The organism is Streptomyces sp. NPDC097619 (assembly GCF_040302735.1).
Classification (GTDB): domain Bacteria; phylum Actinomycetota; class Actinomycetes; order Streptomycetales; family Streptomycetaceae; genus Streptomyces.
The window spans coordinates 1-25,775 of record NZ_JBEOSD010000122.1 but is presented as its reverse complement, the minus strand read 5'-3'; the positions used below and the strand labels follow the sequence as shown (position 1 = coordinate 25,775).

20 protein-coding genes are annotated in these 25,775 nt (G+C 74.2%); 6 read left to right on the top strand and 14 right to left on the bottom strand.

Annotated features, from left to right (window positions below; all coding sequences use genetic code 11):
* On the bottom strand, positions 1-746 hold a 746-nt coding region (locus ABTZ17_RS27115), incomplete at its 3' end, for an adenosylhomocysteinase (RefSeq protein WP_352198346.1).
* Positions 747-1,085: 339 nt separating this feature from the next.
* On the opposite strand from ABTZ17_RS27115, the gene ABTZ17_RS27110 reads away from it, so the two are divergent.
* Entirely contained in the window at positions 1,086-3,143 is a 2,058-nt protein-coding gene (locus ABTZ17_RS27110) for a fructose-specific PTS transporter subunit EIIC (RefSeq protein ID WP_352198345.1), read from the top strand.
* A gap of 70 nt (positions 3,144-3,213) precedes the next feature.
* Here the strand turns inward: ABTZ17_RS27110 and ABTZ17_RS27105 are convergent, their stop codons facing one another.
* The 6 genes from ABTZ17_RS27105 to ABTZ17_RS27080 form a co-directional block, all read right to left on the bottom strand.
* Positions 3,214-4,173 (bottom strand): cation diffusion facilitator family transporter, encoded by a 960-nt coding sequence (locus ABTZ17_RS27105; protein ID WP_352198344.1) that lies wholly within the window; start codon positions 4,171-4,173, stop codon positions 3,214-3,216.
* Positions 4,174-4,265: 92 nt separating this feature from the next.
* Positions 4,266-5,423: a mannose-6-phosphate isomerase, class I gene (gene manA / locus ABTZ17_RS27100; protein ID WP_352198343.1), complete on the bottom strand. Its 1,158-nt coding sequence runs from the start codon at positions 5,421-5,423 to the stop codon at positions 4,266-4,268.
* A 77-nt stretch (positions 5,424-5,500) separates the two neighbouring features.
* Complete coding sequence (locus ABTZ17_RS27095) at positions 5,501-6,640, bottom strand: SIS domain-containing protein (RefSeq protein WP_352198342.1); 1,140 nt, start codon at positions 6,638-6,640, stop codon at positions 5,501-5,503.
* Positions 6,641-6,749: 109 nt separating this feature from the next.
* Positions 6,750-6,932: a Trm112 family protein gene (locus ABTZ17_RS27090; protein ID WP_352198341.1), complete on the bottom strand. Its 183-nt coding sequence runs from the start codon at positions 6,930-6,932 to the stop codon at positions 6,750-6,752.
* 294 nt (positions 6,933-7,226) lie between these two features.
* Positions 7,227-8,591, bottom strand: a complete 1,365-nt coding sequence (locus tag ABTZ17_RS27085) for a phosphomannomutase/phosphoglucomutase (RefSeq protein ID WP_352198340.1) — start codon at positions 8,589-8,591, stop codon at positions 7,227-7,229.
* 66 nt (positions 8,592-8,657) lie between these two features.
* Positions 8,658-9,062, bottom strand: coding sequence for a DUF3499 domain-containing protein (locus ABTZ17_RS27080; RefSeq protein ID WP_352198349.1), 405 nt, complete (start codon positions 9,060-9,062; stop codon positions 8,658-8,660).
* Between the two features lie 249 nt (positions 9,063-9,311).
* Between ABTZ17_RS27080 and ABTZ17_RS27075 the strand changes: the two genes are divergently transcribed.
* The gene (locus ABTZ17_RS27075) at positions 9,312-9,782 is read left to right on the top strand and encodes a metallopeptidase family protein (protein ID WP_352198339.1); all 471 of its coding nucleotides are present in this window, start codon (positions 9,312-9,314) and stop codon (positions 9,780-9,782) included.
* A 139-nt stretch (positions 9,783-9,921) separates the two neighbouring features.
* Here ABTZ17_RS27075 and ABTZ17_RS27070 read toward each other — a convergent pair whose 3' ends face one another.
* The 3 genes from ABTZ17_RS27070 to ABTZ17_RS27060 form a co-directional block, all read right to left on the bottom strand.
* A complete protein-coding gene (locus ABTZ17_RS27070; protein WP_352198338.1) occupies positions 9,922-11,424 on the bottom strand; it encodes a DUF5719 family protein in 1,503 nt (500 codons plus the stop codon).
* Positions 11,421-15,230: a glycosyltransferase family 2 protein gene (locus ABTZ17_RS27065; RefSeq protein ID WP_352198337.1), complete on the bottom strand. Its 3,810-nt coding sequence runs from the start codon at positions 15,228-15,230 to the stop codon at positions 11,421-11,423. Before ABTZ17_RS27065 ends, ABTZ17_RS27070 begins: the two co-directional genes overlap by 4 nt.
* A gap of 192 nt (positions 15,231-15,422) precedes the next feature.
* Positions 15,423-15,686, bottom strand: a complete 264-nt coding sequence (locus tag ABTZ17_RS27060; RefSeq protein WP_226734470.1) for a WhiB family transcriptional regulator — start codon at positions 15,684-15,686, stop codon at positions 15,423-15,425.
* A 695-nt stretch (positions 15,687-16,381) separates the two neighbouring features.
* Between ABTZ17_RS27060 and ABTZ17_RS27055 the strand changes: the two genes are divergently transcribed.
* From ABTZ17_RS27055 to ABTZ17_RS27045, 3 genes are read left to right on the top strand one after another with little or no spacing between them, the layout of a single operon-like run.
* On the top strand, positions 16,382-16,975 hold the full coding sequence (locus tag ABTZ17_RS27055) for a cysteine dioxygenase (protein ID WP_352198336.1): 594 nt from the start codon (positions 16,382-16,384) through the stop codon (positions 16,973-16,975).
* 12 nt (positions 16,976-16,987) lie between these two features.
* Positions 16,988-17,947, top strand: coding sequence for a 2-phospho-L-lactate transferase (cofD, locus tag ABTZ17_RS27050; RefSeq protein WP_352198335.1), 960 nt, complete (start codon positions 16,988-16,990; stop codon positions 17,945-17,947).
* 11 nt (positions 17,948-17,958) lie between these two features.
* Positions 17,959-19,302, top strand: a complete 1,344-nt coding sequence (locus ABTZ17_RS27045) for a coenzyme F420-0:L-glutamate ligase (protein ID WP_502994861.1) — start codon at positions 17,959-17,961, stop codon at positions 19,300-19,302.
* Between the two features lie 72 nt (positions 19,303-19,374).
* Here ABTZ17_RS27045 and ABTZ17_RS27040 read toward each other — a convergent pair whose 3' ends face one another.
* The 4 genes from ABTZ17_RS27040 to ABTZ17_RS27025 all read right to left on the bottom strand — a co-directional run bounded on the left by ABTZ17_RS27040 (position 19,375) and on the right by ABTZ17_RS27025 (position 24,701).
* On the bottom strand, positions 19,375-20,646 hold the full coding sequence (locus ABTZ17_RS27040) for a phospholipase D-like domain-containing protein (protein ID WP_352198334.1): 1,272 nt from the start codon (positions 20,644-20,646) through the stop codon (positions 19,375-19,377).
* A gap of 130 nt (positions 20,647-20,776) precedes the next feature.
* A complete protein-coding gene (locus ABTZ17_RS27035; RefSeq protein WP_352198333.1) occupies positions 20,777-21,826 on the bottom strand; it encodes a DNA-3-methyladenine glycosylase family protein in 1,050 nt (349 codons plus the stop codon).
* 94 nt (positions 21,827-21,920) lie between these two features.
* Positions 21,921-23,003: a mannose-1-phosphate guanylyltransferase gene (manB, locus tag ABTZ17_RS27030; RefSeq protein WP_352198332.1), complete on the bottom strand. Its 1,083-nt coding sequence runs from the start codon at positions 23,001-23,003 to the stop codon at positions 21,921-21,923.
* Positions 23,004-23,069: 66 nt separating this feature from the next.
* The gene (locus ABTZ17_RS27025) at positions 23,070-24,701 is read right to left on the bottom strand and encodes a peptidoglycan recognition protein family protein (RefSeq protein WP_352198331.1); all 1,632 of its coding nucleotides are present in this window, start codon (positions 24,699-24,701) and stop codon (positions 23,070-23,072) included.
* 151 nt (positions 24,702-24,852) lie between these two features.
* Here ABTZ17_RS27025 and ABTZ17_RS27020 point away from each other — a divergent pair, with 151 nt between their 5' ends.
* The gene (locus ABTZ17_RS27020) at positions 24,853-25,602 is read left to right on the top strand and encodes a TIGR03089 family protein (RefSeq protein WP_352198347.1); all 750 of its coding nucleotides are present in this window, start codon (positions 24,853-24,855) and stop codon (positions 25,600-25,602) included.
* Positions 25,603-25,775: the final 173 nt, after the last annotated feature.

Here is a 25,775-nt window from a genome sequence, read left to right as displayed (position 1 = left end):
TTGATCCCGTCGATCAGCGAGTGCCGGCAGCCGTACTTGTTGTCGAACTTCGACTTCGTCACCGCGTCGTTCACGTTGATCGCGGGGAAGAGCAGGTCGCCCTCGCGGAACATCTCGTAGAGGCGGTGAACGCCGGTGGTGGTCTCCTCGGTGACGCCCTTGATCTCGGACGCCAGCTGGGTCCACTTCTGGGGGGACTCGCCGAGGGTGCGGTTGAGCAGGGTGAGGATGTGGCCGTACTCCTCGGAGTCCGCGGTGGACGGGTCCGGGGCGGAGCCGGCCTTCTCGAACTCGACGCCCTTGTGGACGAGGAGGGTGGCGTCACCACCGTCGTCGAGGATCATGTTCGGGCCGCCGGTGGGCGTGTTCGGCCAGGTGAGGGCCTGCTCGGTGCACCACCAGTACTCCTCCAGGGTCTCGCCCTTCCAGGCGAAGACCGGCACGCCCTGCGGGGCCTCGGGGGTCCCGTTCGGGCCCACCGCGATGGCCGCGGCCGCGTGGTCCTGGGTGGAGAAGATGTTGCAGGAGGCCCAGCGGACCTCGGCGCCGAGGGCCACGAGGGTCTCGATCAGGACGGCGGTCTGCACGGTCATGTGCAGGGAGCCGGTGATCCGGGCGCCGGCGAGCGGCTGCGCGTCCGCGTACTCCTTGCGGATCGACATCAGGCCGGGCATCTCGTGCTCGGCGAGCGTGATCTCCTTGCGGCCGAAGGTGGCCAGGGAGAGGTCTGCGACCTTGAAGTCCATGCGTCTGCTCCTCAGATGGGTGCGAGAGGGTACGGCTGAGCCGTGCGCCGGGTGGGGCGCACAGAGCGCAGTCCGTCGGAGGCCCTCTCTCCTCTCGGCCGGTCCCGTGGACCGCCCGACCGCCATCAGCAGCGACGCCTGACACTGCCAACGAATCTACACCGAACGGCCCAGCTGCCCCCAGTCGATCCTGGCCAAGTCGTCGGCTCGATGACAGGTCGTACGGGTAGCCGGATTCGGGTCTTTCGGACTTTTGATGCCCCCCTTACGTGCGAGACGATGCCAGTGGATCGGGATTCCGCGCGATCCGGCACGAGCAACGGTGTGAGGAGAGGCCACGTGACCAGTCCGGCAGAGCCCCGAGGAGCCGGGGACGCGAGCGGGCGCAAGCCCTTGAGGCTGCTCGCGGTGACGGCGTGCCCCACGGGCATCGCGCACACCTACATGGCGGCCGAGAAGCTCCAGCAGGCCGCGGCCCGGCTGGGCGTGGAGATGAAGGTGGAGACGCAGGGCTCCATCGGCGCCGAGAACGTGCTCAGTGACAACGATGTCAAGAACGCCGACGGCATCATCATCGCGGCCGACAAGGAGGTGGACCGCACCCGCTTCGCGGGGAAGCGGGTCCTGTCCACCGGCGTCGCGGACGGTGTGCACCGGCCGGAGGAGCTGATCGAGCTCGTGCAGAGCGCGCCGGTGCAGGCCGGGGCGGCGTCGGCCGAGGGCGCCGGGGGCGGCGGCAAGGAGCGCAGCCTCGCGTACAAGGCGCTGATGAACGGCGTCTCGTACATGATCCCGTTCGTGGTGGTCGGCGGTCTGTTGATCGCCATCGCGCTGGCGCTGGGCGGTCACGCCACGGCGGAGGGGTACGCGGTCACTCCGGGCACCTTCTGGGACCACCTGTTCCAGATCGGCGTCCTGGGCTTCACGCTCATGATCCCGATCCTGTCGGGTTACATCGCCTATGCCATCGGTGACCGGCCCGCGCTGGTGCCGGGCATGATCGGCGGTTTCATCGCGAACACGGGCGCGCTCTACGACTCGAAGTCGGGTGCCGGCTTCATCGGCGCCATCGTGACGGGCTTCCTCGCCGGCTATCTGGTCCTGTGGATCAAGAAGGTGAAGGTCCCGAAGGTCGTCCAGCCGATCATGCCGATCATCGTGATCCCGATTGTGGCCACGACGGTGCTGGGCCTGTTCCTCATCTACGTCATCGGCAAGCCCGTCTCCTGGGTGTTCGAGTCCCTGACCGGTTGGCTCGGCGGGCTGACGGGGACGAGCGCCATCCTGCTCGGCGCCCTGCTCGGCCTGATGATCGCCTTCGACATGGGTGGACCCGTCAACAAGACGGCCTTCCTCTTCGGCACCGGTCTGATCGCCTCCGGGAACTACGCGGTGATGGGCATGTGCGCGGCCGCCATCCCGGTGATGCCGCTCGGTCAGGGCCTGGCGACGGTGCTGCGCCGGAAGCTGTACTCGGACCAGGAACGCGACACCGGCATGGCCGCCTTGTTCATGGGCGTGTTCGGCATCTCGGAGGGCGCGATCCCCTTCGCCGCGGCGAGGCCCGCGATCGTGATCCCGGCGAACATGCTCGGCGGTGCCGTGGCCGGTGCCATCGCGGGCGTGGCCGGCGTCGGCGACCACGTGCCGCACGGCGGGCCGATCGTGGCCGCGCTGGGCGCGATCAGCGGGGTGGTCTGGTTCTTCGTGGCGATCGCCGCGGGCACCGTCGTCACCGCGCTGACCACCAACGCCCTGATCGAGCTGAAGGAGCGCAAGCGGCAGGCGGGCGGGGCATCGGTCGCGGCGGCCGTGCCCGAGCCGGTGCTCGTGGGCGCCGGAGCGGTCGCGGCGGGTGCCGGTACGAGCGCCGGTACGGCCGGCGGCACGGTCGCGGCCCCCGTCCCGGCGGGTGGTGCGGGTGCCGACGCGGCGGAGCGGGAAGTGCTCTCCGGGTACCTCGACGCGCGGACCGTGCGGACGGAGCTGGCAGCGGACTCCAAGGAGGCCGCGATCCGCGAGATGGCGGAGATGCTGGCCCGGACCGGGAACGTCCGGGACGTGGACGAGCTGGTGCGGGTGGCGTTGGCCCGCGAGGCGCAGGGCACCACCGGGCTGGGCGAGTCCATCGCCATCCCGCACGCCAAGACGGACGCGGTGAGCAGCCCGACGGTGGGCTTCGCGCGGTCCTCGGAGGGCATCGAGTGGGGCGCGCTGGACGGGACGAAGGCCCGCCTGGTGTTCATGATCTCGGTGCCGGAGGCGGCGGCGGGTGACGAGCACCTGCGGATCCTGGCGCTGCTGTCCCGGAAGCTGATGGACACCGCGTTCCGCGAGCGGCTGTCGGCGGCTCCGGACGAGGCGGCGGTGCTGGAGGTGCTCCGGGAGATCCGGTAGCGGCCGGTCGTACGCGAGGAGGGCCCCCGGGACGCGTTCCGGGGGCCCTCCTCGCGCGTGGTGCCGGTGGTCAGTGGGCGCCGGCGTCCCCGGGCGCGGCCGTGGGGGTCGCGGCGGCCTGCGGGTTGTAGATGTCGGGCTCCAGGTAGATGACCCGGGCGATCGGGACGGCGGCGCGGATGCGCTCCTCGGCGGCGTTGATGGCGCGGGCCACCTCGCCGGCGGAGTCGTCGTGCTGGACGGCGATCTTGGCGGCGACGAGCAGTTCCTCGGGGCCGAGGTGGAGGGTGCGCATGTGGATCAGGGCGGTGACGGTGTCCCCGTCGACGATCGCGGCCTTGATCTTCTCGACCTCTTCGGTGCCCGCGGATTCGCCGAGCAGCAGGGACTTGGTCTCGGCGGCGAGCACGATGGCGATGGCGATGAGCAGGATGCCGATGCAGAGGGTGCCGATGCCGTCCCAGACGCCGTCTCCGGTCAGGAGGGCCAGGCCGACGCCGCCGAGGGCGAGGACCAGGCCGACGAGGGCGCCGAGGTCCTCCAGCAGGACCACGGGCAGCTCGGGGGCCTTGGCGCGGCGCACGAACTGGGTCCAGGTCAGGCCGCCGCGGATCTGGTTGGACTCCTTGATGGCGGTGCGGAAGGAGAAGGACTCGGCGATGATCGCGAAGACGAGCACGCCGACCGGCCAGTACCAGGCCTCGATGGCGTGCGGTTCCTTGATCTTCTCGTAGCCCTCGTAGATGGCGAACATGCCACCGACGGAGAACAGCACGATGGAGACGAGGAAGGCGTAGATGTAGCGCTCGCGCCCGTACCCGAAGGGGTGTTGGGGGGTCGCCTCGCGCTGGGCCTTCTTGCCGCCGAGCAGGAGGAGTCCCTGGTTGCCGGAGTCGGCCAGCGAGTGGACGCTCTCGGCCAGCATGGACGAGGAGCCACTGAACAGGAACGCCACGAACTTGGCTGCGGCGATGGCCAGGTTGGCGGCGAGTGCCGCCACGATCGCCTTGGTTCCGCCCGAAGCGCTCATGGGTGCTGGTTGTCCCTTCCTCCGTGCGGCGGCCCTTACCGGCCGCCGCGTTCCGGCCGCACATTGTTGCAGCAGCCGGAACGGGCGGGGTGTCAGACCAGGACCGTGGCGCGGAACACGGTGCCGGTGCCGGCGAGGCGGACCGTTTCCCCGGCGGGTACGAACACCGATCCGCCGGGTGTCAGGGCGAGCCCGTCCACGGTCGGGGCGCCCGCGGTGCAGAGCAGGATCTGCGGGGTGGCGGCGGGCAGTTCGCGGGGGGCGGCGCCGGGGGCGAGGACGAACCGGGAGAGCCGGAACTCGTCGATGGGGGTGTCGTAGACCTCCTCGCCGTCGCCCTCGGGGCGCAGCACGGCCGGGTCGGCGGCCTCGAAGCGGACCACGCGCAGGAGTTCGGGGACGTCCACGTGTTTGGGGGTGAGCCCGCAGCGCAGGACGTTGTCGGAGTTGGCCATGAGCTCCACGCCGAGGCCGTCGAGGTAGGCGTGCGGGACTCCGGCGCCGAGGAACAGGGCCTCGCCGGGGAGGAGTCGGACGTGGTGGAGCAGCAGGGCGGCGATGACCCCGGGGTCGCCCGGGTAGTGGTGGCCGAGGGAGGCGTAGGGGGCGTACGGGCCGCCGAGGAGTTCGGCGGCGGCGGTGGCCTCCTTGACGGTGCCGGCCATCTCCTCCGGGTCGGCGGTGAGGACGGCGGTGAGGACCTCGCGGAGGGCGGCCTCCTCGGGGTGGGCGCGCAGCAGGTCGACGTAGGGCTCCAGGGAGTCCACGTGGAGCCCGGCGAGCAGTTCGGCGGCCTCCAGCGGCGGACGGAACCCGCAGAGCCCGTCGAAGGGGGTGAGGGCGCAGAGGAGTTCGGGCTTGTGGTTGGCGTCCTTGTAGTTGCGGTGCGGGGCGTCCAGGGGGACGCCGCGGCGTTCCTCGTCCTCGAAGCCGGCGCGGGCCTGGGTCAGGTCGGGGTGGACCTGGAGGGAGAGGGGGGCGCCGGCGGCGAGGAGCTTGAGGAGGAAGGGGAGGCGCGGTCCGAAGCGGGCGACGGCGGCGGCGCCGAGTTCGCCTTCGGGGTCGGCGTCGATGACCGCGGCGAGGGTGGTCTCCCCGGCTCCGCGGTCCAGGCGGGAGGGGGCCCCGGGGTGGGCGCCCAGCCACATCTCGGCCTGGGGTTCTCCGGTGGGCTGCTCGCCGAGGAGTTCGGGTATCGCGGTCGTCGAGCCCCAGGCGTAGGGGCGGACGGTGTTCGAGAGGCGGTCCATCGGTCGTCTGTCTTCCTGGGAGGAGGGAGGAGGACCGTCCCGGGAGTGGCGCCGGTCCTCCGATCGGTGCGTCCCGGTCAGGGACGTCCCCCTGAGGCCAGCGCCAGGTAGGCGGTGGCGAAATCCGTGACCGCGAGGAGTTCGGCGAGGAGTTCCAGTTCGCCGCCCTCCTCGGGTTCGAGTTCGCTGACGGCCGTGTCGTGGCCGAGGGCGAGTTCGCGGGCGGCGGGCGCGGCGGTGAGTCCGCCGGTGGGCCGGTCGCGCAGCAGGACGACCCGGGTGTGCAGGGCCTGTGGCTCCTCCACCCGGTCACGGAAGAAGTCGTCGGGATCGGCGCCCGCGGCGAAGGCTCCGGAGAGGAGGACGCCGTGGGCGGGCAGGGCCATGGGGAGTTCGGCGGCGAGGGCGGGGCGGCCGGCGAGCTCGGCGAGGGTGGCGGCGAAGCGGCGGCCCGCGGGGGCGGCCGCCTCTCCCTCGGTCCAGATGAGCGGGAGGGAGTCGGCGAGTTCGGCGGCGAGGGTCTTGGCGGGGTTGCCGTAGGTGGCGACGGCCGGGCCGCAGCGTTCGGCGGTGCGGTCGAGCCGGTCGGCGACGCGCTGGAGGGCCTCGGGTCCGGCGGAGACCAGGCCGAGCTTGTCGAGGAGCACCAGGAGGGGGGTGAGCAGGGCCCACAGGGCGCCCGGTCCGGCGGCGGCGGTGGCGGCGTCGTCGAAGTCCTGGTGCGGGGGCCGGGCCATGGGGACGAGCAGTCCGTGGGCCCCGGCCACGGCCTCGGCGAGCGGGGACCGCTCGGGGGCCACGGCGACCACGGTGCAGCCGCGGCGGTAGGCCTGGTCGGCCAGGGCGGCGAGGCCGGGTTCGGTGCCGTCGACGGTGGCGATCAGCAGGAGGTCCACGGAGCCGGCCCAGCCGGGCAGGGTCCAGCGCAGGGCGCCGGCGGCCGGGGCCACGCCGGCGGGGTGCAGGCGGGTCACCGGGGCGGAGGCGCCCGCGAGGGCGCTCAGCAGGTCGGCGACGCCGGTGGCGGCCGTGCCGGGGCCGGCGATGAGCACGGCGCGGGGGCGGCCGTCGGGGCGCAGCTCGGCGATGCCCGCGTCGGCGGCGTGCCGGGCCGCGGTACGGACTCTGGCACCCGCCTCGGCGGCGCCGCGCAGCAGCCCCTTGCGGTCCACGCGGGCGAGTTCCTCAGGGGCGTCGAGCAACGACTCGTCGAGCATGTGCGGCCTCCGGCTCCGGTCGGTGGTCGGACCGGCCGTCCCGGCCGGGTCCCGGCCTTGCGGGTCCTGGTCCTGCGGTTCGTGCGTCGGGGCGGGCCCCGGGGGGGGGTCAGACCGGGCGACGGGCCTCGTCCACGAGGAGGACGGGGATGCCGTCGCGCACCGGGTACGCCAGGCCGCAGTCGGTGCCGGTGCAGATCAGCTCCGGGGTCTCGGCCGTGGTCTCGTCCCGCAGCGGTGCGTGGCAGGCGGGGCAGGCGAGGATCTCCAGGAGGCCGGCTTCGAGCGGCATGGCGTGTCCTTTCGGGCGTGCTGGGCGTAGGGGTCGGGCCAGGTCAGGGTACCCCCGTGGGGGGCGCCGTGCGGCCCGGGAGGGCGGGTGCGGGGCCGGGGCGGGCTCGGCGTCCGGGGCGCGCGCCCGGGGCGCCCGCACGGGGTTCCGTCCCGGGGTCGGGTCGGGGTGTTCTCCGGGTCCGGTCGGGGTCCCGTCGGGGGTGGTGCCGGACGGGGGCCGGGTACGGAAGGGGTGCGGGCCGGTGCCGGCCGCCGGGCCCGGTGGGGCACCGGGGCCGGCGGTGGGTCCGGGTCAGGCGCGGATGAGGGCGAGGACCTCGTCGCGGACGGTCTTGAGGGTGGCCTCGTCGCGGGCTTCCACGTTGAGGCGGAGGAGGGGTTCGGTGTTGGAGGGGCGCACGTTGAACCACCAGTCGGCGGTGGTGACGGTGAGGCCGTCGAGTTCGTCGATTTCGTGGCCGGGGCGGCCGGTGTACCGCTCGCGGATCGCGTCGAGACGGCCCCGCTGGTCGGCGACGGTGGAGTTGATCTCACCGGAGCCCTGGTAGCGGTCGTAAGAGGCGACGAGACCGGAGAGGGGGCCCTGCTGGCCGCCGAGGGCGGCCAGCACGTGGAGGGCGGCCAGCATGCCGGTGTCGGCGTTCCAGAAGTCCTTGAAGTAGTAGTGCGCCGAGTGCTCGCCGCCGAAGATGGCGCCGGTCCGGGCCATCTCCTCCTTGATGAAGGAGTGGCCGACCCGGGTGCGGGCGGGGGTGCCGCCGTGCTCGCGGACCACCTCGGGCACCGACCAGGAGGTGATGAGGTTGTGGATGACGGTTCCGGTGCCGCCGTTGCGGTCGAGCTCGCGGGCGGCGACGAGCGCGGTGATCGCGGAGGGGGAGACGCCCTCGCCGCGCTCGTCGACGACGAAGCAGCGGTCGGCGTCCCCGTCGAAGGCGAGGCCGAGGTCGGCTCCCTCGGCGAGCACGCGGGCCTGGAGGTCCACGATGTTGGCCGGGTCGAGGGGGTTGGCCTCGTGGTTGGGGAAGGTGCCGTCGAGTTCGAAGTACAGGGGGACCACGGTGAGGGGCAGGCCGGCGAGAACGGAGGGGACGGTGTGGCCGCCCATGCCGTTGCCCGCGTCCACGACCACCTTGAGGGGGCGGATCGAGGAGAGGTCCACGAGGGAGTTCAGGTGCGCGGCGTAGTCGGCGAGGGTGTCGCGGCGGGTCACCTCGCCGGGGGTCGCGGCGGGGGCCGGGGCCCCGTGGTCGGACCACTCCTCGACGAGGGCGCGGATCTCGGCGAGGCCGGTGGACTCGCCGACGGGGGCGGCGCCCGCCCGGCACATCTTGATGCCGTTGTACTGGGCCGGGTTGTGGGAGGCCGTGAACATGGCGCCGGGCAGGCCGAGGCTGCCGGAGGCGAAGTAGAGCTGGTCGGTGGAGCAGAGGCCGATCAGGGTGACGTCCGCGCCGCGGGCCGCGGCGCCGCGGGCGAAGGCTTCGGAGAGGCCGGGGGACGAGGGGCGCATGTCGTGGCCCACCACGATCGCCCGGGCGTCGGTGACCTGGACGAACGCCGCTCCGAAGAGTTCGGCGAGCGAGGCGTCCCACTGGTCCGGGACGACCCCTCGTACGTCGTACGCCTTGACGATCTGGGACAGATCAGCAGCCACGTGGCCAGCCCTCCTGAGGTCCTGTGCGGTGCACCCAACCTACCCTCAGGCGGTACGGCGAAGCGGTCAGGATTCGGGCGAGCGCAGGACGCGGAGGTGACGGCGGGGTTCACCGGCGGGTCCGCCGGGTTCCAGGGCCCGCTCCGGGGGGCGCGCGGCTTCCCGGACGGCGTTGGCCAGCGCTTCGAGGTCGTCGCCGCTGGGGCGGGCGGGGCCGGAACCGTCCGAGAGGCGGACGACCTCCCAGCCGCGGGGCGCGGTCAGGCGCTCCGAGTGCTCGGCGCACAGGTCGTAGCAGTGGGGCTCGGCGTAGGTGGCGAGCGGGCCGAGCACTGCGGTCGAGTCGGCGTAGACGTACGTCAGTGTTGCGACGGCAGGGCGGCCGCACGCGGTGCGCGAACAGCGACGTACAGGGCTCACGACGTTGGACGGTACCGCACTCTTGACCGGGCCGCGACGACTCTCCCCCAGGTCCCTCCTCCGTGTCGTGTCCGGATACCGCTCCGAACAAGGGTCCTGACGGCCCCTCTGACCTGGGCGGGGACCGTTCCGGGGCGGGGCGGGCGGGGGACGATTCGGCACCGGTCGGATCACATGCCGTTCATCGGTGCGGGTGGGCCGGTCAACACGTCGATCCGGGCGGGGCCCGGGGTCCGGACCGGCGGCCGCGGTGGTGATCACCGGGTCGGCGGGCCGCCCGGGAGCTACCCTGCGGGGGTGATGGACAGTTCCGTACCCACCCCGTCCGGCGAGCGCCGGGGCGAGCCCCGGATCCGGCGCCGGGACCGGCACGGCCGCGGGATGCGCGGCCCGGTCGCCCCGCCCCAGGTTCCGTTGGCGGCCAGCAGGGCCGAGCTCTTCGGCGATCTGGTCCAGGATTCGGTGGAGCGGTTGGAGCGCCGGTTCCCGCAGCTCGCGGACGTGGAGTTCATGGTCGCGGAGGTGCCGAAGCCGGGCGGCCCGGACAGCGGGTGGAACGACGAGGCCGTGCCGTTGGGCGGTCTCGTGCCGCCCGGGGAGGGCCGGCCGGCCCGGATCGTGGTCTACCGGCGTCCGGTGGAGATCCGGACCAAGAGCCGCGACGACCGGGCCCTGCTGGTGCACGAGATCGTGGTGGAGCAGGTGGCCGAACTCCTCGGCCTCTCCCCCGAGTCGGTGGATCCGCGGTACGGGCAGGACGGCTCGGACTGAGTTCGCGGCCGGCGGCCGGCCGGGCCCGAAGCGTCTTCGGGGCCAGGTGTGCCCTCCGGCCCGGGGGCGTCCGGCCCGGGTGCGTCCTGCGGGCCGGGGTGCGTCCTGCGGGCCCGGCGGGGTGCCGGGCCCGGACGGGTCAGCGGGTGAGGACGGAGAGGTCCTGTTCGGCCCGCGGCACCGGGACGGTGCCCCGGTCGTCCTGGAGGGTCTGCACCGTGAACATCGGGATGCCGTCCCGGGGCAGGCTCAGGGTGCGGGCCGCGTACACGGGACCGCCGCTCCGCGTCTCCACGGTCAGCGCGTAGCCGCCCTTCAGACCGCCGGGCACCGGCGGGACGAAGGCCAGGGTGCTGCCGGCGCGGACGGTGTAGGTCTTCGTCGCCGGGGTGCCCCCGCCGGTGCCCGCGGAGGCGGTGACCTTCACGGTGGCCGACGCGGAGGGGGCGGTGAGGGTGAGGGTGCCCCCGGTGGCGCGGTTGTCGGCCGCGGTGGCCCGGGCCCCGACCGGGGCGGCCGCCGGGATGTAGGCGACCTCCTGCTTCTCACCGGTCCCGCGGACCACCCGCAGGGCGGCCACCACGGGGGTGCGGTGCCGGGAGTCCGCCGGGGCGAGGAGCAGGGTGCCGGGCTCGCCGCGGGTGACGTTCTTGAGGTCGAGCGAGGCGGTCATGCCGGATTTGACGCGCAGCGTCTCGAATCCGGCGGGGGTGATGGAGCCGGTGGGCACGGACAGCCGGAGTGAGAGGTCCGCGTCGTCCTCGCCGGGGGCGAAGGCGATCAACTGCACGGAGGTGGCGTCGGCCGGGATGCCCGGGAGCACCAGCTCGGGCGCGGCGTCGGTGGCGGCGGGCAGCCAGTCCGCGCCCACCCCGTCCTCCTGGACCAGCACAGTGGCGCCGACCCGGCCGCTGCGGGTGGTCACGTGCACGGTGACCTGGGCGGTGGGGGCCGGGGAGAGGGTGGCGAGGGAGACGGAGAGGCTGGTGCGGGGCGGCACCTTGAACCCCTCGGTGGCCGTGGACTCGGACTTGAGGACGCCCTCGGGTCCGTGGAGCTCGATGTCCACCACGGCGGTGGTGTCCTCGTCGGGGTTGGTGAGGTGCAGGTAGTCCTGGCGGTTCTTGGCGGTGCTCGCGCCCGGGAACCAGAAGTCGGTGTCCGGGGCGGAGCAGGCGGTGCCGAGCAGGCCCCGGGAAGAGCCCACGGGCACCACGGTGGTCTGCTGCGCGGACCAGCCGGGGGCGAGGGCCCCGTCCGCGAAGCCCGCGAGGGCGGGGGCCTCGGCCCCGTTCGCGGTGGCGGCCACCGGCTTGCCCGGCTCCCTGAGGGTGAGCAGGGGCTTGGGCTGCTTGGCGGCCGTGACCAGGGCGGCGGTGCCCCGGTCCGCGGTCTTCCCGGCGGCGCCGGGCGTGGCCGTACCAGTGGCGCTGCCCGCCGGGGTGAAGGAGGTGTAGGAGGTCTCGGCCACGTCGGAGCCGCTGGGCACCGGGCAGAGGAGGGTGGACCGTTCGACGGGGAGGCGGGCCGCGGGGGCGCCTGAGGCGGCGGGGTCCGTGCCGGGCGCCGTGAAGGCGGCGATGCCGGTGACGGCCGCGAGGGCCGCCGCCACGGCGGCCAGGGTCAGGGGTGCGCGCTTCACTGATGGCTGCTCCCGTCGGGGCGCGGGTGGTCGTGGCCGTGGCCGGTGCCGTGGTCGTGGCCCTGCGGGTCGTACCCGCCCTGGGGGTCGTGGCCGGACCGGGGTTCGTACCCGGGCTGCGGGGCGTACCCGGACCGCTGGTCGTAGCCGTCCTGCTGCTCGTAGCCGCCCGGTGAGTCGTACCCGGCCCTGGACTCGTAGCCGTACGAGGGGCCGGGACCGTACGAGGGGTCGGGGTCGTACGAGGGGTCGGGGCCGGGTGGGGTGCCGTAGGGGGCCTGCGGGTCGTAGGCGGTGCCGGGGGTGTGACCCGGGGCCGGGTCGTGGCCGGGCCGGGGGGCGTACGGGTGTCCGGTGCCGGGGGCGTGGCCGGGTCCCTGCCCACCGGGGGCTTGGCCGTAGGGGTCGGTGACGGGGGCCGCGGCGTATTCGGGGCTGTCCCAGCGACCGTGGTCGGGCTGGGCGGGGACGCCCGGGTACGCGTCCTCGGGGACGGCGTACGGGTCGGCCTGCGCTTCGGGGCGGGTGCCGGCCTCGGCCTCGGCGCGGAGCCGGCGGGCCCGGCGGCCCTCGCCGTCGGCCTGGCCCGGGAGGGCGGTCTCCTCCTCGGGGAGGTCGTCGTCGAGTTCGCGGCGGCGGCCGGGCAGGGCCATCACCAGGAGGAGGACGGCGGCGGTGCCCTGGAGCCAGTGCCAGAGGGAGGAGGTGAGGGAGTCCTCGTAGGTGAGGTCGAGGCGGCCGCCCCGGGCGGGCAGTTCGAAGCCCTGGGCCCAGCCGTCGAGGGTCTTCTTCACGAGGGGCTTGCCGTCGAGGGTGGCCCGCCAGCCTTCGGCGGCGGTGTCGGCGATGCGCAGGACGCGTCCGGCGGGGCCGTCCGGGAGGGTGGTGTGGGCCTCGACGGGGCCGGCGGCGACGGGCACCGGGTCGTCCCCGGGCTCGCCGGATCGGATGACGGCCCGGGCCACCTGTCCCTTGACCTCCCAGAGGGAGATGCCGTCGAGCTTGCTGAGGCGGGTGAGGCCGGGGGTGGCGTTGAGGACGCGGCTCATCTGCTGGGGGGCGCCGTCCTGGAGGAGGACGTAGCGGACGGCGTAGTCGCCGAGCTGCCGGGTCTGGTCGGCGCCGGAGCCGGCGACGAGGTTGGCGACGACGCGGTCCAGGCGCGGGTCCTCCCCGCGGGCCGCGGCGGCCTCGGCGTCACCGAGGCGCCCGCCGGAGCCGCGGACCAGGGCGTAGGAGAGCTCGGCGGGCCCCTTGCCGGCGAGGACGAGGGTCCGGGGCTGGTCGCGGGAACCGCTCATCTCGGCGACGAAGGCGGGGACCTGGATCGGGTCGCGGCGCTGGAGGGGTTCGTCGGCGCCGCGGAGCATCCAGGCGGAGGCGGCGAGGACCGGTCCGGCCGCGGCGGCCAAGGCGATCAGGGCGGCGAGGGGCTGACGCCAGCCGAAGCTGCGGGCGGCGACGCGGTGGCGGGCCCCGTCGGCGCCGAGCACGGCGGCGGCGAGCAGGCCCGCGCCGTAGAGGAGGGTGCCGGGGCCGGCCCAGCCGTCGTGGTCGAGGAGGACGGCGGCGAGGAGGCCGGTGAGGGCGGCGGTCCAGGCGGTGAGGATCGCGGTGCGGCGGTCCGTGCGGAGCAGCGCGGCGAGGGCGGCGAGCAGCACACCGGCGAGCAGCGGGCCGCCGGTGGTGCCGGGGCCGCCGGGGCTGAGCCCGAGGAGGTCGAGGGCGCCGGCGGAGCCGCCGTCCTGGGGCAGTCCGGCCTCGCGGAGCAGCGCCGAGGGGCTGGTGAGCAGCTCCAGGGACCAGGGGGCGAGGGCGATCAGCGGGGTGAGGACGACGGCCAGGAAGCGGAGGCCCTGGGTGCGCAGGTCGGCTCGGCCGCGGATCAGGGCGGCGGCGCCGAGGAGTACGGCCAACGGCCAGACCACGGGGGTGAAGGCGGTGGCCAGGGTGAGCAGGAGGGCGTAGGTCCACACGGCGCGGCGGCCGCCGCGGGCCGGGTCCCCGGCGAGTCCGTGGGCGGTGACGGCGGCGCGGGCCATCAGGGGCAGGAGGACGGCGAGGACGGCGGTGCCGAGCCGGCCCCCCGCGAGGGCCCCGGTGACGGCGGGCAGGAAGGCGTAGGCGACGGCGGCCCAGGCCCTCAGCAGTCGGGATTCGACCAGGGGGCGGGAGGCGAAGTAGGCGGTGAGTCCGGCCAGGGGCACGGAGCAGACCAGGAGGACGGTGAGGGTGAGGCCGGTGGAGCCGAGGAAGAACGCGGCCAGGGCCGCGAGGACGGCGAGGTAGGGCGGGGCGGCGGAGGTGCCGCCGGTGCCGACGGCCTGCCATTCGCCGAGGTAGCGGCTCCAGAGGGCGCTCGCCCCGCCGGGTGCGGGCAGCAGGGCCCCACCGGCGAGGGACCCGCCGGTGAGGAGGGAGCGGCAGGCGATCAGGGAGACGAGGAGCAGCAGGGCGAAGAGCACGGGCGCGGGGCGCCGGGCGATCCGCTTGACCCGGGCGAACTGCTCGATCTCCAGGAAGTCGGCGTCCTCGTCGCCCGGTCCGGATTCGACGGCCCCGCCGTGGCGGCCCGCTCCCGCGGCGTCGGAGTCGCGGTCGGCGCCGAGGTATCCGGCGAGTTGTTCGACGGTGGCGCGGAGGGTGGCGCCGGGCGGTGGGAAGAGGGGGCGGAGCTCCTTGGCGGGGACGGTGGAGCGGCCCCGGGCCCGGCGGGCGGCCAGGACGCGGCCGGGCCGCAGGAAGGTGCGGACGGCGCCCGCGACCTCGTCGACGGCCTGTCCGGGGGCCTTGCCCACCAGGTAGCCGAGGGTGCGCAGGACGGTCCCGAGGAGGAGCCGGAGCAGCACGTAGGGGAGGGCGGGGGCGGGCGTGTTGACGAGGAGGGTGTGGACCGCGGCGGCCTTGTCCACGCGGTGCGGGGAGACGGAGCGGCGGGCGGAGCGGCCCGCGCAGTCGATGGGGCGGCGTTCCCGGGCGGCGGCCTCGGCGTGCCGGAGCACGGCGTCGGGGGCGATGAGCACGGTGTGCCCGGCGGCGTGGGCGCGCCAGCACAGGTCGACGTCGTCGCGCATGAGGGGGAGGGCGCGGTCGAAGCCGCCGAGGGCTTCGAAGACCTCGCGGCGGACGAGCATGCCCGCGGTGGAGACGGCGAGGACGGGGCGGACCTGGTCGTGCTGGCCCTGGTCCTGTTCGCGGCGGTCCAGGCCGGTCCAGCGGCGGCCGCTGCGGGCGATGGTGACGCCGGTTTCGAGGAGCTGCTTGCGGTCGTACCAGCCGCGGAGCTTGGGGCCGACGACGGCGGCCTCGGGGGATCCGTCGGCGACGCGCAGCAGCTCGGTGAGGGCGTCGGGTTCGGGGGCGCAGTCGTCGTGGAGGAGCCACAGCCAGTGGACGGGTTCGCCGTGCGGGAGCTCGGGGAGGTCGTAGCTGTCGTCCCGCCAGGTGCGGGCGACGGGGTCCCAGCCGCTGGGCCGCTTCAGGTAGGGCAGGTCCTCGGGGGTGAGGGGGGTGGTGGCGCGGACGGCCTCGTCGACGGCGGTGCCGAAGGCGGTGCGGCGGGCCAGGTTGAGGACGCGGTCCTCGCCGAGGGCTTCGCCGAGCAGCCGGGCGGAGTCGTCGGCGCTGCCGGTGTCGGCGGCCACCCAGTCCTGCACCGGGCGTTCCTGCCCGAGGAGCCCGGCCAGGGCCTGGGGCAGCCAGCGGGCGCCGTCGTGGGCGACGAGGACGGCGGTGACGACATGCCGCGGGAACTCTGGGGTGGCGGCCGGGCTGTGGCCGGTCGTCGAGTGGCTGTGCACGGACATCGCGGTACGGGCCCTCCGGCCGGGGGTCCGGGAGCGGGAGCGCCCCGGAGGCTGCTGGACAGCGCCCCACATTAACGGCTGCGCAACACGACGGTCCGCCTCCTGCGGGGAAGGGGCGGGAGGCGGACCGTTTGTTCGCGTATTCGATTGTCCGGCGTAGCGGTTGTTCGTCCGGGCGGGGTCCGAGGGGTGTCAGACCGCGGCCTTCTTCAGTCGGCGGCGTTCACGTTCGGACAGGCCGCCCCAGATTCCGAAGCGCTCGTCATTGGCGAGGGCGTATTCAAGGCATTCGGAGCGGACCTCACAGGCGAGGCAGACCTTCTTGGCCTCGCGGGTGGAGCCGCCCTTCTCGGGAAAGAAGGACTCGGGGTCGGTCTGGGCGCACAGTGCGCGCTCCTGCCACCCGGCCTCCTCGTCCGCCTCTTCGACCAGCAGTTCCTGAAACAGCTCGGTCATGTGCGCCCCTCGTCTGTTCTTTGCGTCCCCGTGCTGATGTCGTCACCCAATGCGGTCGAACGACACGAGTGAAATTACAAGTGTGTGGATCCGGGGCAGTCAAGCCGAGATCTGCTATTGGGCCCGTTATTCACTCTGCGGAACCAAGCGTATACGGAAAGTGTTCATATCGCCAAAAATCGTGACACATGCCACGCGCAACCCGCACGAGCCGAGGAGGCACCCACCACCTCTTCCGTAACGGACGCATCACAACCGCTCGCTGTTGCGGTCCCCGTCGAGAAGCGGCGCGGATCACATTCCGGCCGGACGGTCACCCGGAGTGACGGAACGAGAGGGTGATCGAAGGGTCGACCGAGGAGTCGGCGAAGGCCGGATAGCGGCCCCCTGCCCGGGTCAGACATGCACAAACCTTTCTCCGGCCACAGTAACCGGATGAGGTGAAAGTTATCTCCCAAACCGGACATTGGGTTGACAGTGCCGCCCTGTACCCGCTCTCCTTGTTTTCATGTCAGCGACCGCAGCGCACTTCGGAGACCCCGTCCGCGGGTCCCTTCGCGCTGCCCAGGTCCGCTGTTGCTGTCACAGCTGTTGATGCCTCCAGAGCTCCAGCCGAAGCCGCGCCCCGCGCGGCCGCCCGTCATCCGGGCAACAGCCCACCGCACCGCCTGACATACGCCGAGGACACCCTCCCCATGAACAGCGACAGCGACCTCCAGATCGCCGGCGACATCCTCGAAGTGCCGCACCTGCTTCAGCCCGCCAAGGAACACCCCACCACCGTGGCCGAGTTCGTCGGTCTCTCGCGTGCCCTCGCCGACGATCGCGAAACGTGGGAACACCTCGTCCGCTACGACGCCACCAGCCGCTGGTACCACCGCCTGCGCACCGGCCCCGGCTACGAGGCCTGGCTGCTGAGCTGGGTGCCCGGCCAGGGCAGCGGACTCCACGGCCACGGCCGCTCCTCCGCCGTCATGACCGTCCTCGACGGGGTCCTGACCGAACGCAACGAGCGCGGCCGCCTCGCCCTCGACGCCGGCGCGGAGCGCGTCCTCTCCCCCGGCCACCTCCACGAGGTCGTCAACGACTCCCTCGAACCGGCCGTCAGCCTGCACGTCTACTTCCCCGGCCTCACCGACATGCCGATGCACCCGTCCGGCAGCACGGTCGCCGCGCACCACGCCGGCCCCGGCGCGCACACCACCGCCACCGGTCCCGGTTTCGGCACCCTCCACCTCACCCCGGCGCAGGCTTCCGCCCCTTCCCGGCAGGGCTCGCGCACCGCCTGACACACTGCGGGCATGCGCATTGTTGTACTGGCCGGCGGTATCGGCGGCGCCCGCTTCCTCCGCGGACTGAAGGCAGCCGCGCCCGACGCGGACATCACGGTCATCGGCAACACCGGTGACGACATTCACCTGTTCGGGCTGAAGGTGTGCCCCGATCTGGACACGGTGATGTACACCCTCGGCGGTGGCATCAACGAGGACCAGGGCTGGGGCCGTACCGACGAGTCCTTCACCGTCAAGGAGGAGCTGGCCGCCTACGGGGTCGGACCCTCCTGGTTCGGACTCGGCGACCGCGACTTCGCCACCCACATCGTCCGTACCCAGATGCTCTCCGCCGGGTACCCGCTCAGCGCCGTCACCGAGGCCCTGTGCGACCGCTGGCAGCCCGGGGTCCGGCTGCTCCCCATGTCCGACGACCGGGTCGAGACCCACGTCGCCGTCACCGAGCCCGGCACCGACGGGCGACGCTTCATCCACTTCCAGGAGTACTGGGTCAAGATGCGCGCCGCGGTGGACGCGGAGGCCGTCGTCCCCGTGGGCGCCGACACGGCGAAGCCCGCCCCCGGGGTCCTGGAGGCCCTGGCGGAGGCCGACGTGATCCTCTTCCCGCCGTCGAACCCGGTGGTGTCGGTCGGCACCATCCTGTCCGTGCCCGGGATCCGGGAGGCCGTGGCGGGTGCCGCGGCCCCCGTGATCGGCCTCTCCCCCATCGTGGGCGGGGCGCCCGTGCGCGGCATGGCCGACAAGGTGCTGGCCGCGGTGGGCGTCGAGTCCACGGCCTCCGCGGTGGCCCTGCACTACGGGACCGGACTGCTCGACGGTTGGCTGGTGGACACCGCCGACACCGACGCGGTGGAGACCGTCGAGGCCGCCGGGATCCGCTGCCGCGCCGTCCCGCTGATGATGACCGACACCGAGGCCACCGCGGCCATGGCCCGGGAGGCCCTGGCGCTGGCGGAGGCGGTCCGGTGACGCCCCCCGCGGTGGCGCCGGGAGCGGGGGCCGGAGCCGCGAACGGCGGCCCGGACGTCGACGGGGACGGGCCCCGCTACACCGTGTGGGCCCTCCCCGGGCTGCCCGAGGTGGAGCCCGGGGCCGATCTGGCCGCGCTGATCGCGGCCGCCGGACCGGACCTGGCCGACGGGGACGTGCTCCTCGTCACCTCGAAGATCGTCTCCAAGGCGGAGGGCAGGATCCTGCCCGCCACCTCCCGGGACGAGGCCGTGGACGCCGAGACCGTCCGCGTGGTCGCCCGCCGCGGCCCCCTGCGGATCGTGGAGAACCGGCAGGGACTGGTGATGGCGGCGGCCGGGGTGGACGCCTCCAACACCGCCCCCGGCACCGTGCTGCTCCTCCCCGAGGACCCGGACGCCTCCGCCCGCGCCCTGCGCGAGGGCCTGTACCGGCTGCTCGGGGTGCGCGTCGGCGTCCTCGTCACCGACACGGTGGGCCGGCCCTGGCGCAACGGCCTCACCGACATCGCCATCGGCGCCGCCGGCGTGCGGGTCCTGGACGACCTGCGCGGCGGCACCGACTCCCACGGCAACGAGCTCAGCGTCACGGTGGTGGCCGGCGCCGACGAACTCGCCGCGGCGGGCGACCTGGTGAAGGGCAAGGCGAGCGGGCTGCCGGTGGCCGTCGTCCGCGGACTCCCGCACCTGCTCGGCGAGGGCTCGGCCCGGGAACTGCAACGGACCGCCGGGGAGGACATGTTCCGCCTCGGCACCTCCGAGGCGGTCCGGGAGGCCGTCACCCGGCGCCGGACCGTACGGACCTTCCTGCCCGACCCCGTGGACCCGGGCGCGGTCCGCCGGGCGGTGGCCGCCGCCCTGACCGCCCCGGCCCCGCACCACACCACGCCCTGGCGGTTCGTCCTCCTCGAATCGGCCGCCTCCCGCACCGAGCTGCTGGACGCGATGCGCGAGGCGTGGATCGCGGACCTGCGCGGGGACGGCCGCTCCGAGGAGGCGGTGGCCAAGCGGGTCCGCCGCGGGGACCTGCTGCGGGCCGCCCCGTACCTGATCGTGCCCTGCCTGGTCACGGACGGGGCGCACCACTACGGGGACGCCCGGCGCGACACCGCCGAGCGGGAGATGTTCGTGGTCTCGGCGGGGGCCGGGGTGCAGAACCTGCTGGTGGCGCTGGCCGGAGAGGGGCTGGGCTCGGCCTGGGTCTCCTCCACGATGTTCTGCCGCGAGGTGGTCCGCAAGGTCCTCGGGCTGCCCGGCGACTGGGACCCGATGGGCACCGTCGCGGTGGGCCGTCCCGCGGCTCCCGCGCCGGACCGGCCACCGCGGGACCCGGCGGAGTTCATCGAGGTCCGCTGAGCGGTGCCGCAGAACGGCGTGAACCGTCTGCAGGGATCGGGCCCCGCACGCGCGGGGCCCGATCCCGTCGGCCTACTTGACGTCGGTGCCGCAGATTCCGCCGTCGTCCCCGTCGAGGACCTCGTCGAAGTTGTGCTCGAACTTCGCGTAGACGGCAGGGTCCGAGATCTTCAGGAGGGCCTCGTCGTTGCCCCGCAGGTTCGGGAACGTGTAGTTGTGGCTACCGGTGAAGACAACCGAGGCGTCCGTGTCCCCGCCGTACGTGCCCTCGATGAGCAAGTCCTTCGTGTGGACGCCGACCTCTGTCAGAGCGAGACCGGGCAGGGCCGGCGCCTTGCACAGCCTGAGCTGGTTGAACTTGCCCGTGAGCAGGATGGACTTCACGGCGTCCGACAGCGCCGGGCCGGGCGCGTCCGAGGTCGCCACGTCGTTGACGTAGACGTAGACCTGGCAGCCCGCCTTCCTGAGCCGCACGAGCTCGTCGGCTACCTGGGGCCGGGTGAACGCGAACATCGCGATCCGGATACGGGTGTCGTGGGTGCCGGCAGGGCGTGCGCACCCGACGTTGCGGAGGATCTGGACGACGGTGTCCGTGGCGGGGTCCGCGTGCCACGCGGTGCCGTCCGTCTCGGCGCGCGGGAAGAAGGCCACGCGATAGGGGCCGGTCGTGGAGGGGGCCTCCACATAGTCGGAACGCAGTCCGGACCCTTCCGGCCGGCCGTGGACCGAGAGCCTTTCCCAGCGGTCCCGGTAGTGCCGGTACAGGTCGGCGTCCGGCAGGACGACCGCGCTGTTGTGGTAATTGGTCTGCTGGGAGGCGGTGAGGTTCCCGGTCGTCTGGAAAACGACGTTCCGGGTGGCGCCCGTCTCCGAGAACACGAAGAACTTGTTGTGGTTGATCGGGCTGGACTTGCCACCGGGCACGGCTGTCACATCGGTCCGGTTGGCGACGCAGCCGCGGTTGTCCGGACATTCGAGGAAGGACGAACCGGGGTAGGCGTCGGAGTTGAGCTCACCGAGCCTGCCGCTCTCCCCTCCCGCAAGGGTCCTGTTGTCACCGTCCACGATCATCTTGACCTTGACCTTGCGGGCCGCGGCGGCAAGCAGGGCGTCCCTGATGTCGTTGTCGGTGAACTTGTAGACGGAACCGTGGATCTCGGATCCCTCACGGGTGGCATCGATCAGCTGGAGAAGCTTCTGCTTGATCGTGTCCTGGCGCGTGGTGTCCAGCGGATCGTTGAAGACCGCGTCGGCGGTGACGTTCAACGGTGCCGCGGGAGCGGCCGTCGAGGAGGTCGCCGGAGTGAAGGCGGTCAGTGCGGCCACGGCAACCGTGGCGGCCACGGCGCGAGCGCGCGTGTTCAGAGGCACAGGGAGATTCCCATCGAAGATCCGTGCTCCGTGGCCCCCCGGCCACGGCGGCGGTGAGCCTATCCCCCCGGTTCGCTTGCCCATGGCAGCGGGTCGCCGCAGGTCAGTAGCGGGCGATGTCCGTGCGGGGCATGCGGGGGGCTCGGCGGGCCGGGGTGGCGCCGGCGAGCAGGATGAGGCGGGCGGCCCGGTGGCGCTGGCCCGCGTACGGGGCGAGGAGTTCGAGCATCCGGGCGTCGTCCGCCTCCCGCTCGCCCGCCAGCGCGTGGCCGATGATGCCCGGCAGGTGCAGGTCTCCGGTGGTGACCGCGTCCGGGGCGCCGTGGCTGCGCTGGACGGTCTCGGCGGAGGTCCACGGGCCGACGCCCGGGACCAGCTCCAGGCGGGCCGCCGCCTCGGCCGGGGCCATGCCGGCGGCCTCCTCCATCCGGGCCGCCACCCGGGCCGCCCGCAGGATCGTCGCCGAGCGCTTCCCGTCCACGCCGGCGCGGTGCCAGTCCCAGGAGGCGATGCGGAGCCAGCCGGCCGGGTCGGGGACGACGTACAGCTCCGGGGCGCCGCCGCCGGGGCCCGGACCGGGGGCCGGTTCGCCGTGCCCGGTGACCAGGCGGCGCCAGCCTCGGTACGCCTCGTCGGAGGTGACCTTCTGCTCCAGCACCACCGGGATCAGCGATTCCAGGACCAGCCCGGTGCGGACCAGCCGCAGACCCGGGCGGCGGCGGTGCGAGGCGTGGACGAGGCGGTGGCGGGGGACGAAGGCGGCCGGGTCGTCCTCGGCGCCCAGCAGCACCGGCAGGGTCTCCAGCAGCCAGTCCGCGCCGGGGCCCCAGGCCTCCGCCTCGACCGTGCCGTGCTCGGCGGTGCCCCGGCGCAGGGACACCCGGAGGGTGCCCGGACCCTGCGGGGTGCGGCTGGCCCGCCAGACCGAGCCGTCCGGGGTGACGCGGAAGGTGGGGTCGCCGGGGCCTCGGCGGAGGGGGCCCAGGGTGAGGCCCAGGTCGAGGGGGGCCGGTGGGGGCCAGGAGCGGGTGCGGGCGGGGGTGGGTCGGGGGGCGGGTCCGGTGTGGGCGGGCAGGGGGAGGTGGCCGCCGCGGACCGTGGTGCGGGTGGGCGGGGTGGGGGGTGGGGTGCGGGGATCGAAGCGGCCTGCCACGGTTCGAGCGTATCCCCGCGGGGCTGTTCCCCACCCCGCCCCTTCCCGAACCGGGGCTCCGCCCCGGACCTCTTTCGGGGGCTCCGCCGGCGGGCTACTGGTCCGGGCTGAAGCGGAGGGTGGCCGCGGGGAGGGTCGCTTCGCACCAGACGCGGGCGCCGGCGGGGAGCTCGTTGTCCGGGCCGACGTCGGCACCGTCGCCGATGACGGCGCCGGTCAGGGCGGTGCGGGCGCCCACGCGGGTGCGGGGGCCGAGGTAGGAGTCGGTGACGACGGCGTCCTCGCCGACGACCGCGCCGGGCAGCACCGCGCTGCCGTGCACGCGGGCCCCGGCGCCGATGACCGCGCCCGGGGAGACGACCGTACCGCCGGACAGCTTGGCGTCGGGGGCGACCGTCGCGCCCTCCAGGACCAGGCTCTCGCCGCAGGGGCCGGGGACCGCCGGGGAGGGGGCGTGGCCCATGACCAGGTCGGCGGAGCCGCGGACGAAGGCCTGCGGGGTGCCGAGGTCCAGCCAGTACGTGGAGTCGACCATGCCCTGGAGGTGGGCTCCGGAGGCGAGGAGGTCGGGGAAGGTCTCGCGTTCCACCGAGACGGGCCGGCCGGCCGGGATCGTGTCGATCACGGAGCGGCGGAAGACGTACGCCCCGGCGTTGACCTGGTCGGTCACGATCTCCTCGGGGGTCTGCGGCTTCTCCAGGAAGGCCGTGACGCGCCCGGTGGCGTCGGTGGGCACGAGCCCGAAGGCCCGGGGGTCCTCGACGCGGGTGAGGTGCAGGGAGACGTCCGCGCCGGAGCCGCGGTGGACGTCCAGCAGGGCGGGTATGTCGAGGCCGGTGAGGATGTCCCCGTTGAAGATCAGTACGGGGTCCCCGGGGGCCGAGCGGAGCCGGGAGGCGACGTTGCGGATGGCCCCGCCCGTGCCCAGCGGCTCCTCCTCGGTCACGTACTCCAGGTGCAGGCCCAGCGCGGAGCCGTCGCCGAAGTACGGTTCGAAGACCTCCGCCAGGTAGGAGGTGGCCAGGACGACGTGTTCCACGCCGGCGGCCCGGGCGCGGGCCAGCTGGTGCGTCAGGAAGGGCACGCCCGCCGCCGGGACCATCGGCTTCGGGGTGTTCACCGTCAGCGGGCGCAGGCGCGTCCCTTTGCCTCCTACCAGGAGGATCGCTTCCGTCAAGCTCAAGGTGGTGTCTCTGCTTCCTGCCGCGCCACGGATGGGTGGTGCGTCAGTGTATGCAGGGTGTCACCGGCCCTGGTATCGGGCCGAGGTCGTACGGGCCGTCCCCAGCTTTCCGTAGAGCTTTCGGCCGGGGCACTCGGTGGCGAAGCCGTCGCGGTGCCCGGAGATCACGTTCAGCTTGACGTTGCTGCCCTTCTTGTAGAGGTTGCCGCCGCCCGACTTCAGGGTGGTCTTGCCGAGCGGGTTGGCCCCGTACAGGCCCAGCTTCCAGGCGGTGAGGCGGGCGATGGCGGTGACGGCGGCCGCGGGCGGGGCGGTGTCCGTGTACGAGCCGAGGACGGCCACGCCCATGCTGTTGGTGTTGAAGCCCATGGTGTGGGCGCCCAGCACCGCCTTCGCCACGCCGCCGGCGCGGCCCTCGTAGACGTTGCCGCACTTGTCCACGGCGAAGTTGTAGCCGAAGTCCCGCCAGCCGCTGCTGACCACGTGGTAGCGGTACAGGCTGCGCAGGACGGCCGGGGCCTGGGCGCAGGTGTAGTTGTTGCCGGAGGCGCTGTGGTGGACGAAGGCCGCCTTCACGGTGCCCGTGTAGGCGAAGCCGGGCTCGCGCAGGGACTCGTCGGCGCCCCAGCCCTTGCGGGTGATGATCCGCGGGCGCGGACCGATGTAGGGGCGGGCGGCCACGCCGGTCTGGCCGCCCTCGACGGCGACCATGGCGTCGGCGGTCGAGTCGGCCTTGTTCTGCTCGGTGATCTCCTCGGCGCCGATGGGGGCGAGGGGGAGGTTCGCGGCGGAGCTCTCGGCGGCGGCCATGCCGAGGCCGGGGGCCTGGGGGGCCTGAGGGGTCTTGCCCTTGTCGTCGGCGGGCTTGGCGGCCGGCTTGGCGGCGGGCTTGGACGTCGTCTTCTCGGGGGCCGTGCCGGGGGCCGGGGCGGTGCCCTTGCCGGCGCTCGCGCCCGTGACGGATCCGGGCGGGGTGCCCGGGGTATCGCCGGCGGAGGTGCCGGGGAGGCGCGGGGTACGGGGCGCGGCCGGGAGGACGGGGGCCGCGACGGGGGCCGGGAGGACGGTGGGGGCGGCATCGGGGGCCGCGCCCGGGTCGATGAGCTCGATGCGCATGCCCGTGGGCAGGTGGCCGACGACCGAACGGTCCGAGGTGCCGGGCTCCGCCTGGACGCGGACCTCCACACCGTCCGACTCGCCCACCCAGAGCGGGGCCGTCGCCCCGCGCACCCGACCCGAGCTGCGCTCCGCCGCGTCCAGGTCGGCGGAGTGCTCGCCGTTGTGGGTCTCGACGTCCTGCCAGTCGGACCAGACGGCGGTCTCCGCGGAGCGGGTACGGACCTGCACCCGCCCGTGGAGTTCGGTGGCGGCGTCGTCCCAGACCACGCCGACCATGGAGAAGGTCTTCACCTCGCGGGCGGGCAGCCCGCGGGTCTCGGGGTCCGGCGGGGTGGCCGCCGACATGCCGGGGACCCGGCCGGCCCGGTGGCCGGGCGGGGCGAGGGGGATGAGAGGGAGGGACTGGGTCGAGCCCGCGGGGGCGGCGGCACCGGCCCGCTCCGCGACCGCCGCCGGGGCGGCCGGGGCCGCCGGGGTCACGTGGGCGGCCAGTGCCTGAGTGGGGAGCGCGAGCGGGAGGGCCAGTGCGGCCGCGGTCGCGACGCCGATCGAGGAAGCAAGGAATCCACGCATGACAAGGATGCTGAGCACACTCGCGGGCGTCCGCCATCGGAAACTGACGCACCGTCCGATGACACGCCGTCAGCGGGGCCTCCGTACGGGTGACCGGGCGGTGGTCCGTACGGGCGAGGGCACGGTGGCCGCGACGACTACCCTGGGCCGGGTGAACGCCAACGACCGCACCCCTGCCGACCTGCTGCGATCCGCGCTCGCCACGGATCCCGCCCGCCCGCTCGTCACCTTCTACGACGACGCCACGGGCGAACGCGTGGAATTGTCCGTGGCCACCTTCGCCAATTGGGTGTCCAAGACCGCCAACCTCCTCCAGGGCGACCTGGGCGCCGCGCCCGGCGACCGGCTCGCCCTGCTGCTGCCCGCGCACTGGCAGACCGCCGTGTGGCTGCTGGCCTGCGCCTCGGTGGGCGTGGTGGCCGAGGTCGCCGGGGACCCCGCCGACGCCGACCTGGTCGTGACCGGGCCCGACACCCTGGAGGAGGCGCGGGCCTGCTCCGGAGAGCGGGTGGCGCTGGCCCTGCGGCCGCTCGGCGGGCGCTTCCCCCAGCCGCCGGCGGGCTTCGCGGACTACGCGGTCGAGGTGCCCGGGCAGGGCGACCGCTTCGCCCCCTTCGTGCCCGTGGACCCGGCCGGCCCCGGCCTCGCCGTCGCCGGTACCGAACTCACCCACGCGGAGCTGGTGGCCCGGGCCCGGGCCGACGCGGAGCGGATCGGGCTGGAGGCGGGGGCGCGGGTGCTCGTCGACGGGGACTACTCCTCCTGGGAGGGGCTGTCCGCGGGGCTCTTCGCGCCGATGGCGGTGGGGGGTTCCGTGGTGCTGTGCCGGAACCTTTCCGTGTTGGCGGAGGAGAAGGTGGTGGAGCGGGTGGGGGCCGAGCGGGTGACCCTGCGGGTCTGAGGGGGGCTCCCTGCGGGTCTGCGGGGGCGGGTCTGCCGGGCGGGGTGCTGTGCCCTGCGGGGTGCGGTGCTCTGCGGGGTGGGGCCGGGCCGCTGCGCGGGGCCTTCTCCCCGCCCCGCCCCTTCCCGATACCGGGGCTCCGCCCCGGACCCCGTTTCGGGGGCTGGGCCCCC

Excerpts from the sequence above, each read along its gene's own strand:
- ABTZ17_RS27105 (WP_352198344.1), bottom strand. The coding sequence starts at position 4,173 with ATGAGCGCTTCGGGCGGAACCAAGGCGATCGTGGCGGCACTCGCCGCC.
- manA (WP_352198343.1), bottom strand. The coding sequence starts at position 5,423 with ATGGACCGCCTCTCGAACACCGTCCGCCCCTACGCCTGGGGCTCGACG.
- ABTZ17_RS27095 (WP_352198342.1), bottom strand. The coding sequence starts at position 6,640 with ATGCTCGACGAGTCGTTGCTCGACGCCCCTGAGGAACTCGCCCGCGTG.
- ABTZ17_RS27090 (WP_352198341.1), bottom strand. The coding sequence starts at position 6,932 with ATGCCGCTCGAAGCCGGCCTCCTGGAGATCCTCGCCTGCCCCGCCTGC.
- ABTZ17_RS27075 (WP_352198339.1), top strand. The coding sequence starts at position 9,312 with ATGGACAGTTCCGTACCCACCCCGTCCGGCGAGCGCCGGGGCGAGCCC.
- ABTZ17_RS27065 (WP_352198337.1), bottom strand. The coding sequence starts at position 15,230 with ATGTCCGTGCACAGCCACTCGACGACCGGCCACAGCCCGGCCGCCACC.
- ABTZ17_RS27060 (WP_226734470.1), bottom strand. The coding sequence starts at position 15,686 with ATGACCGAGCTGTTTCAGGAACTGCTGGTCGAAGAGGCGGACGAGGAG.
- ABTZ17_RS27055 (WP_352198336.1), top strand. The coding sequence starts at position 16,382 with ATGAACAGCGACAGCGACCTCCAGATCGCCGGCGACATCCTCGAAGTG.
- cofD (WP_352198335.1), top strand. The coding sequence starts at position 16,988 with ATGCGCATTGTTGTACTGGCCGGCGGTATCGGCGGCGCCCGCTTCCTC.
- ABTZ17_RS27025 (WP_352198331.1), bottom strand. The coding sequence starts at position 24,701 with ATGCGTGGATTCCTTGCTTCCTCGATCGGCGTCGCGACCGCGGCCGCA.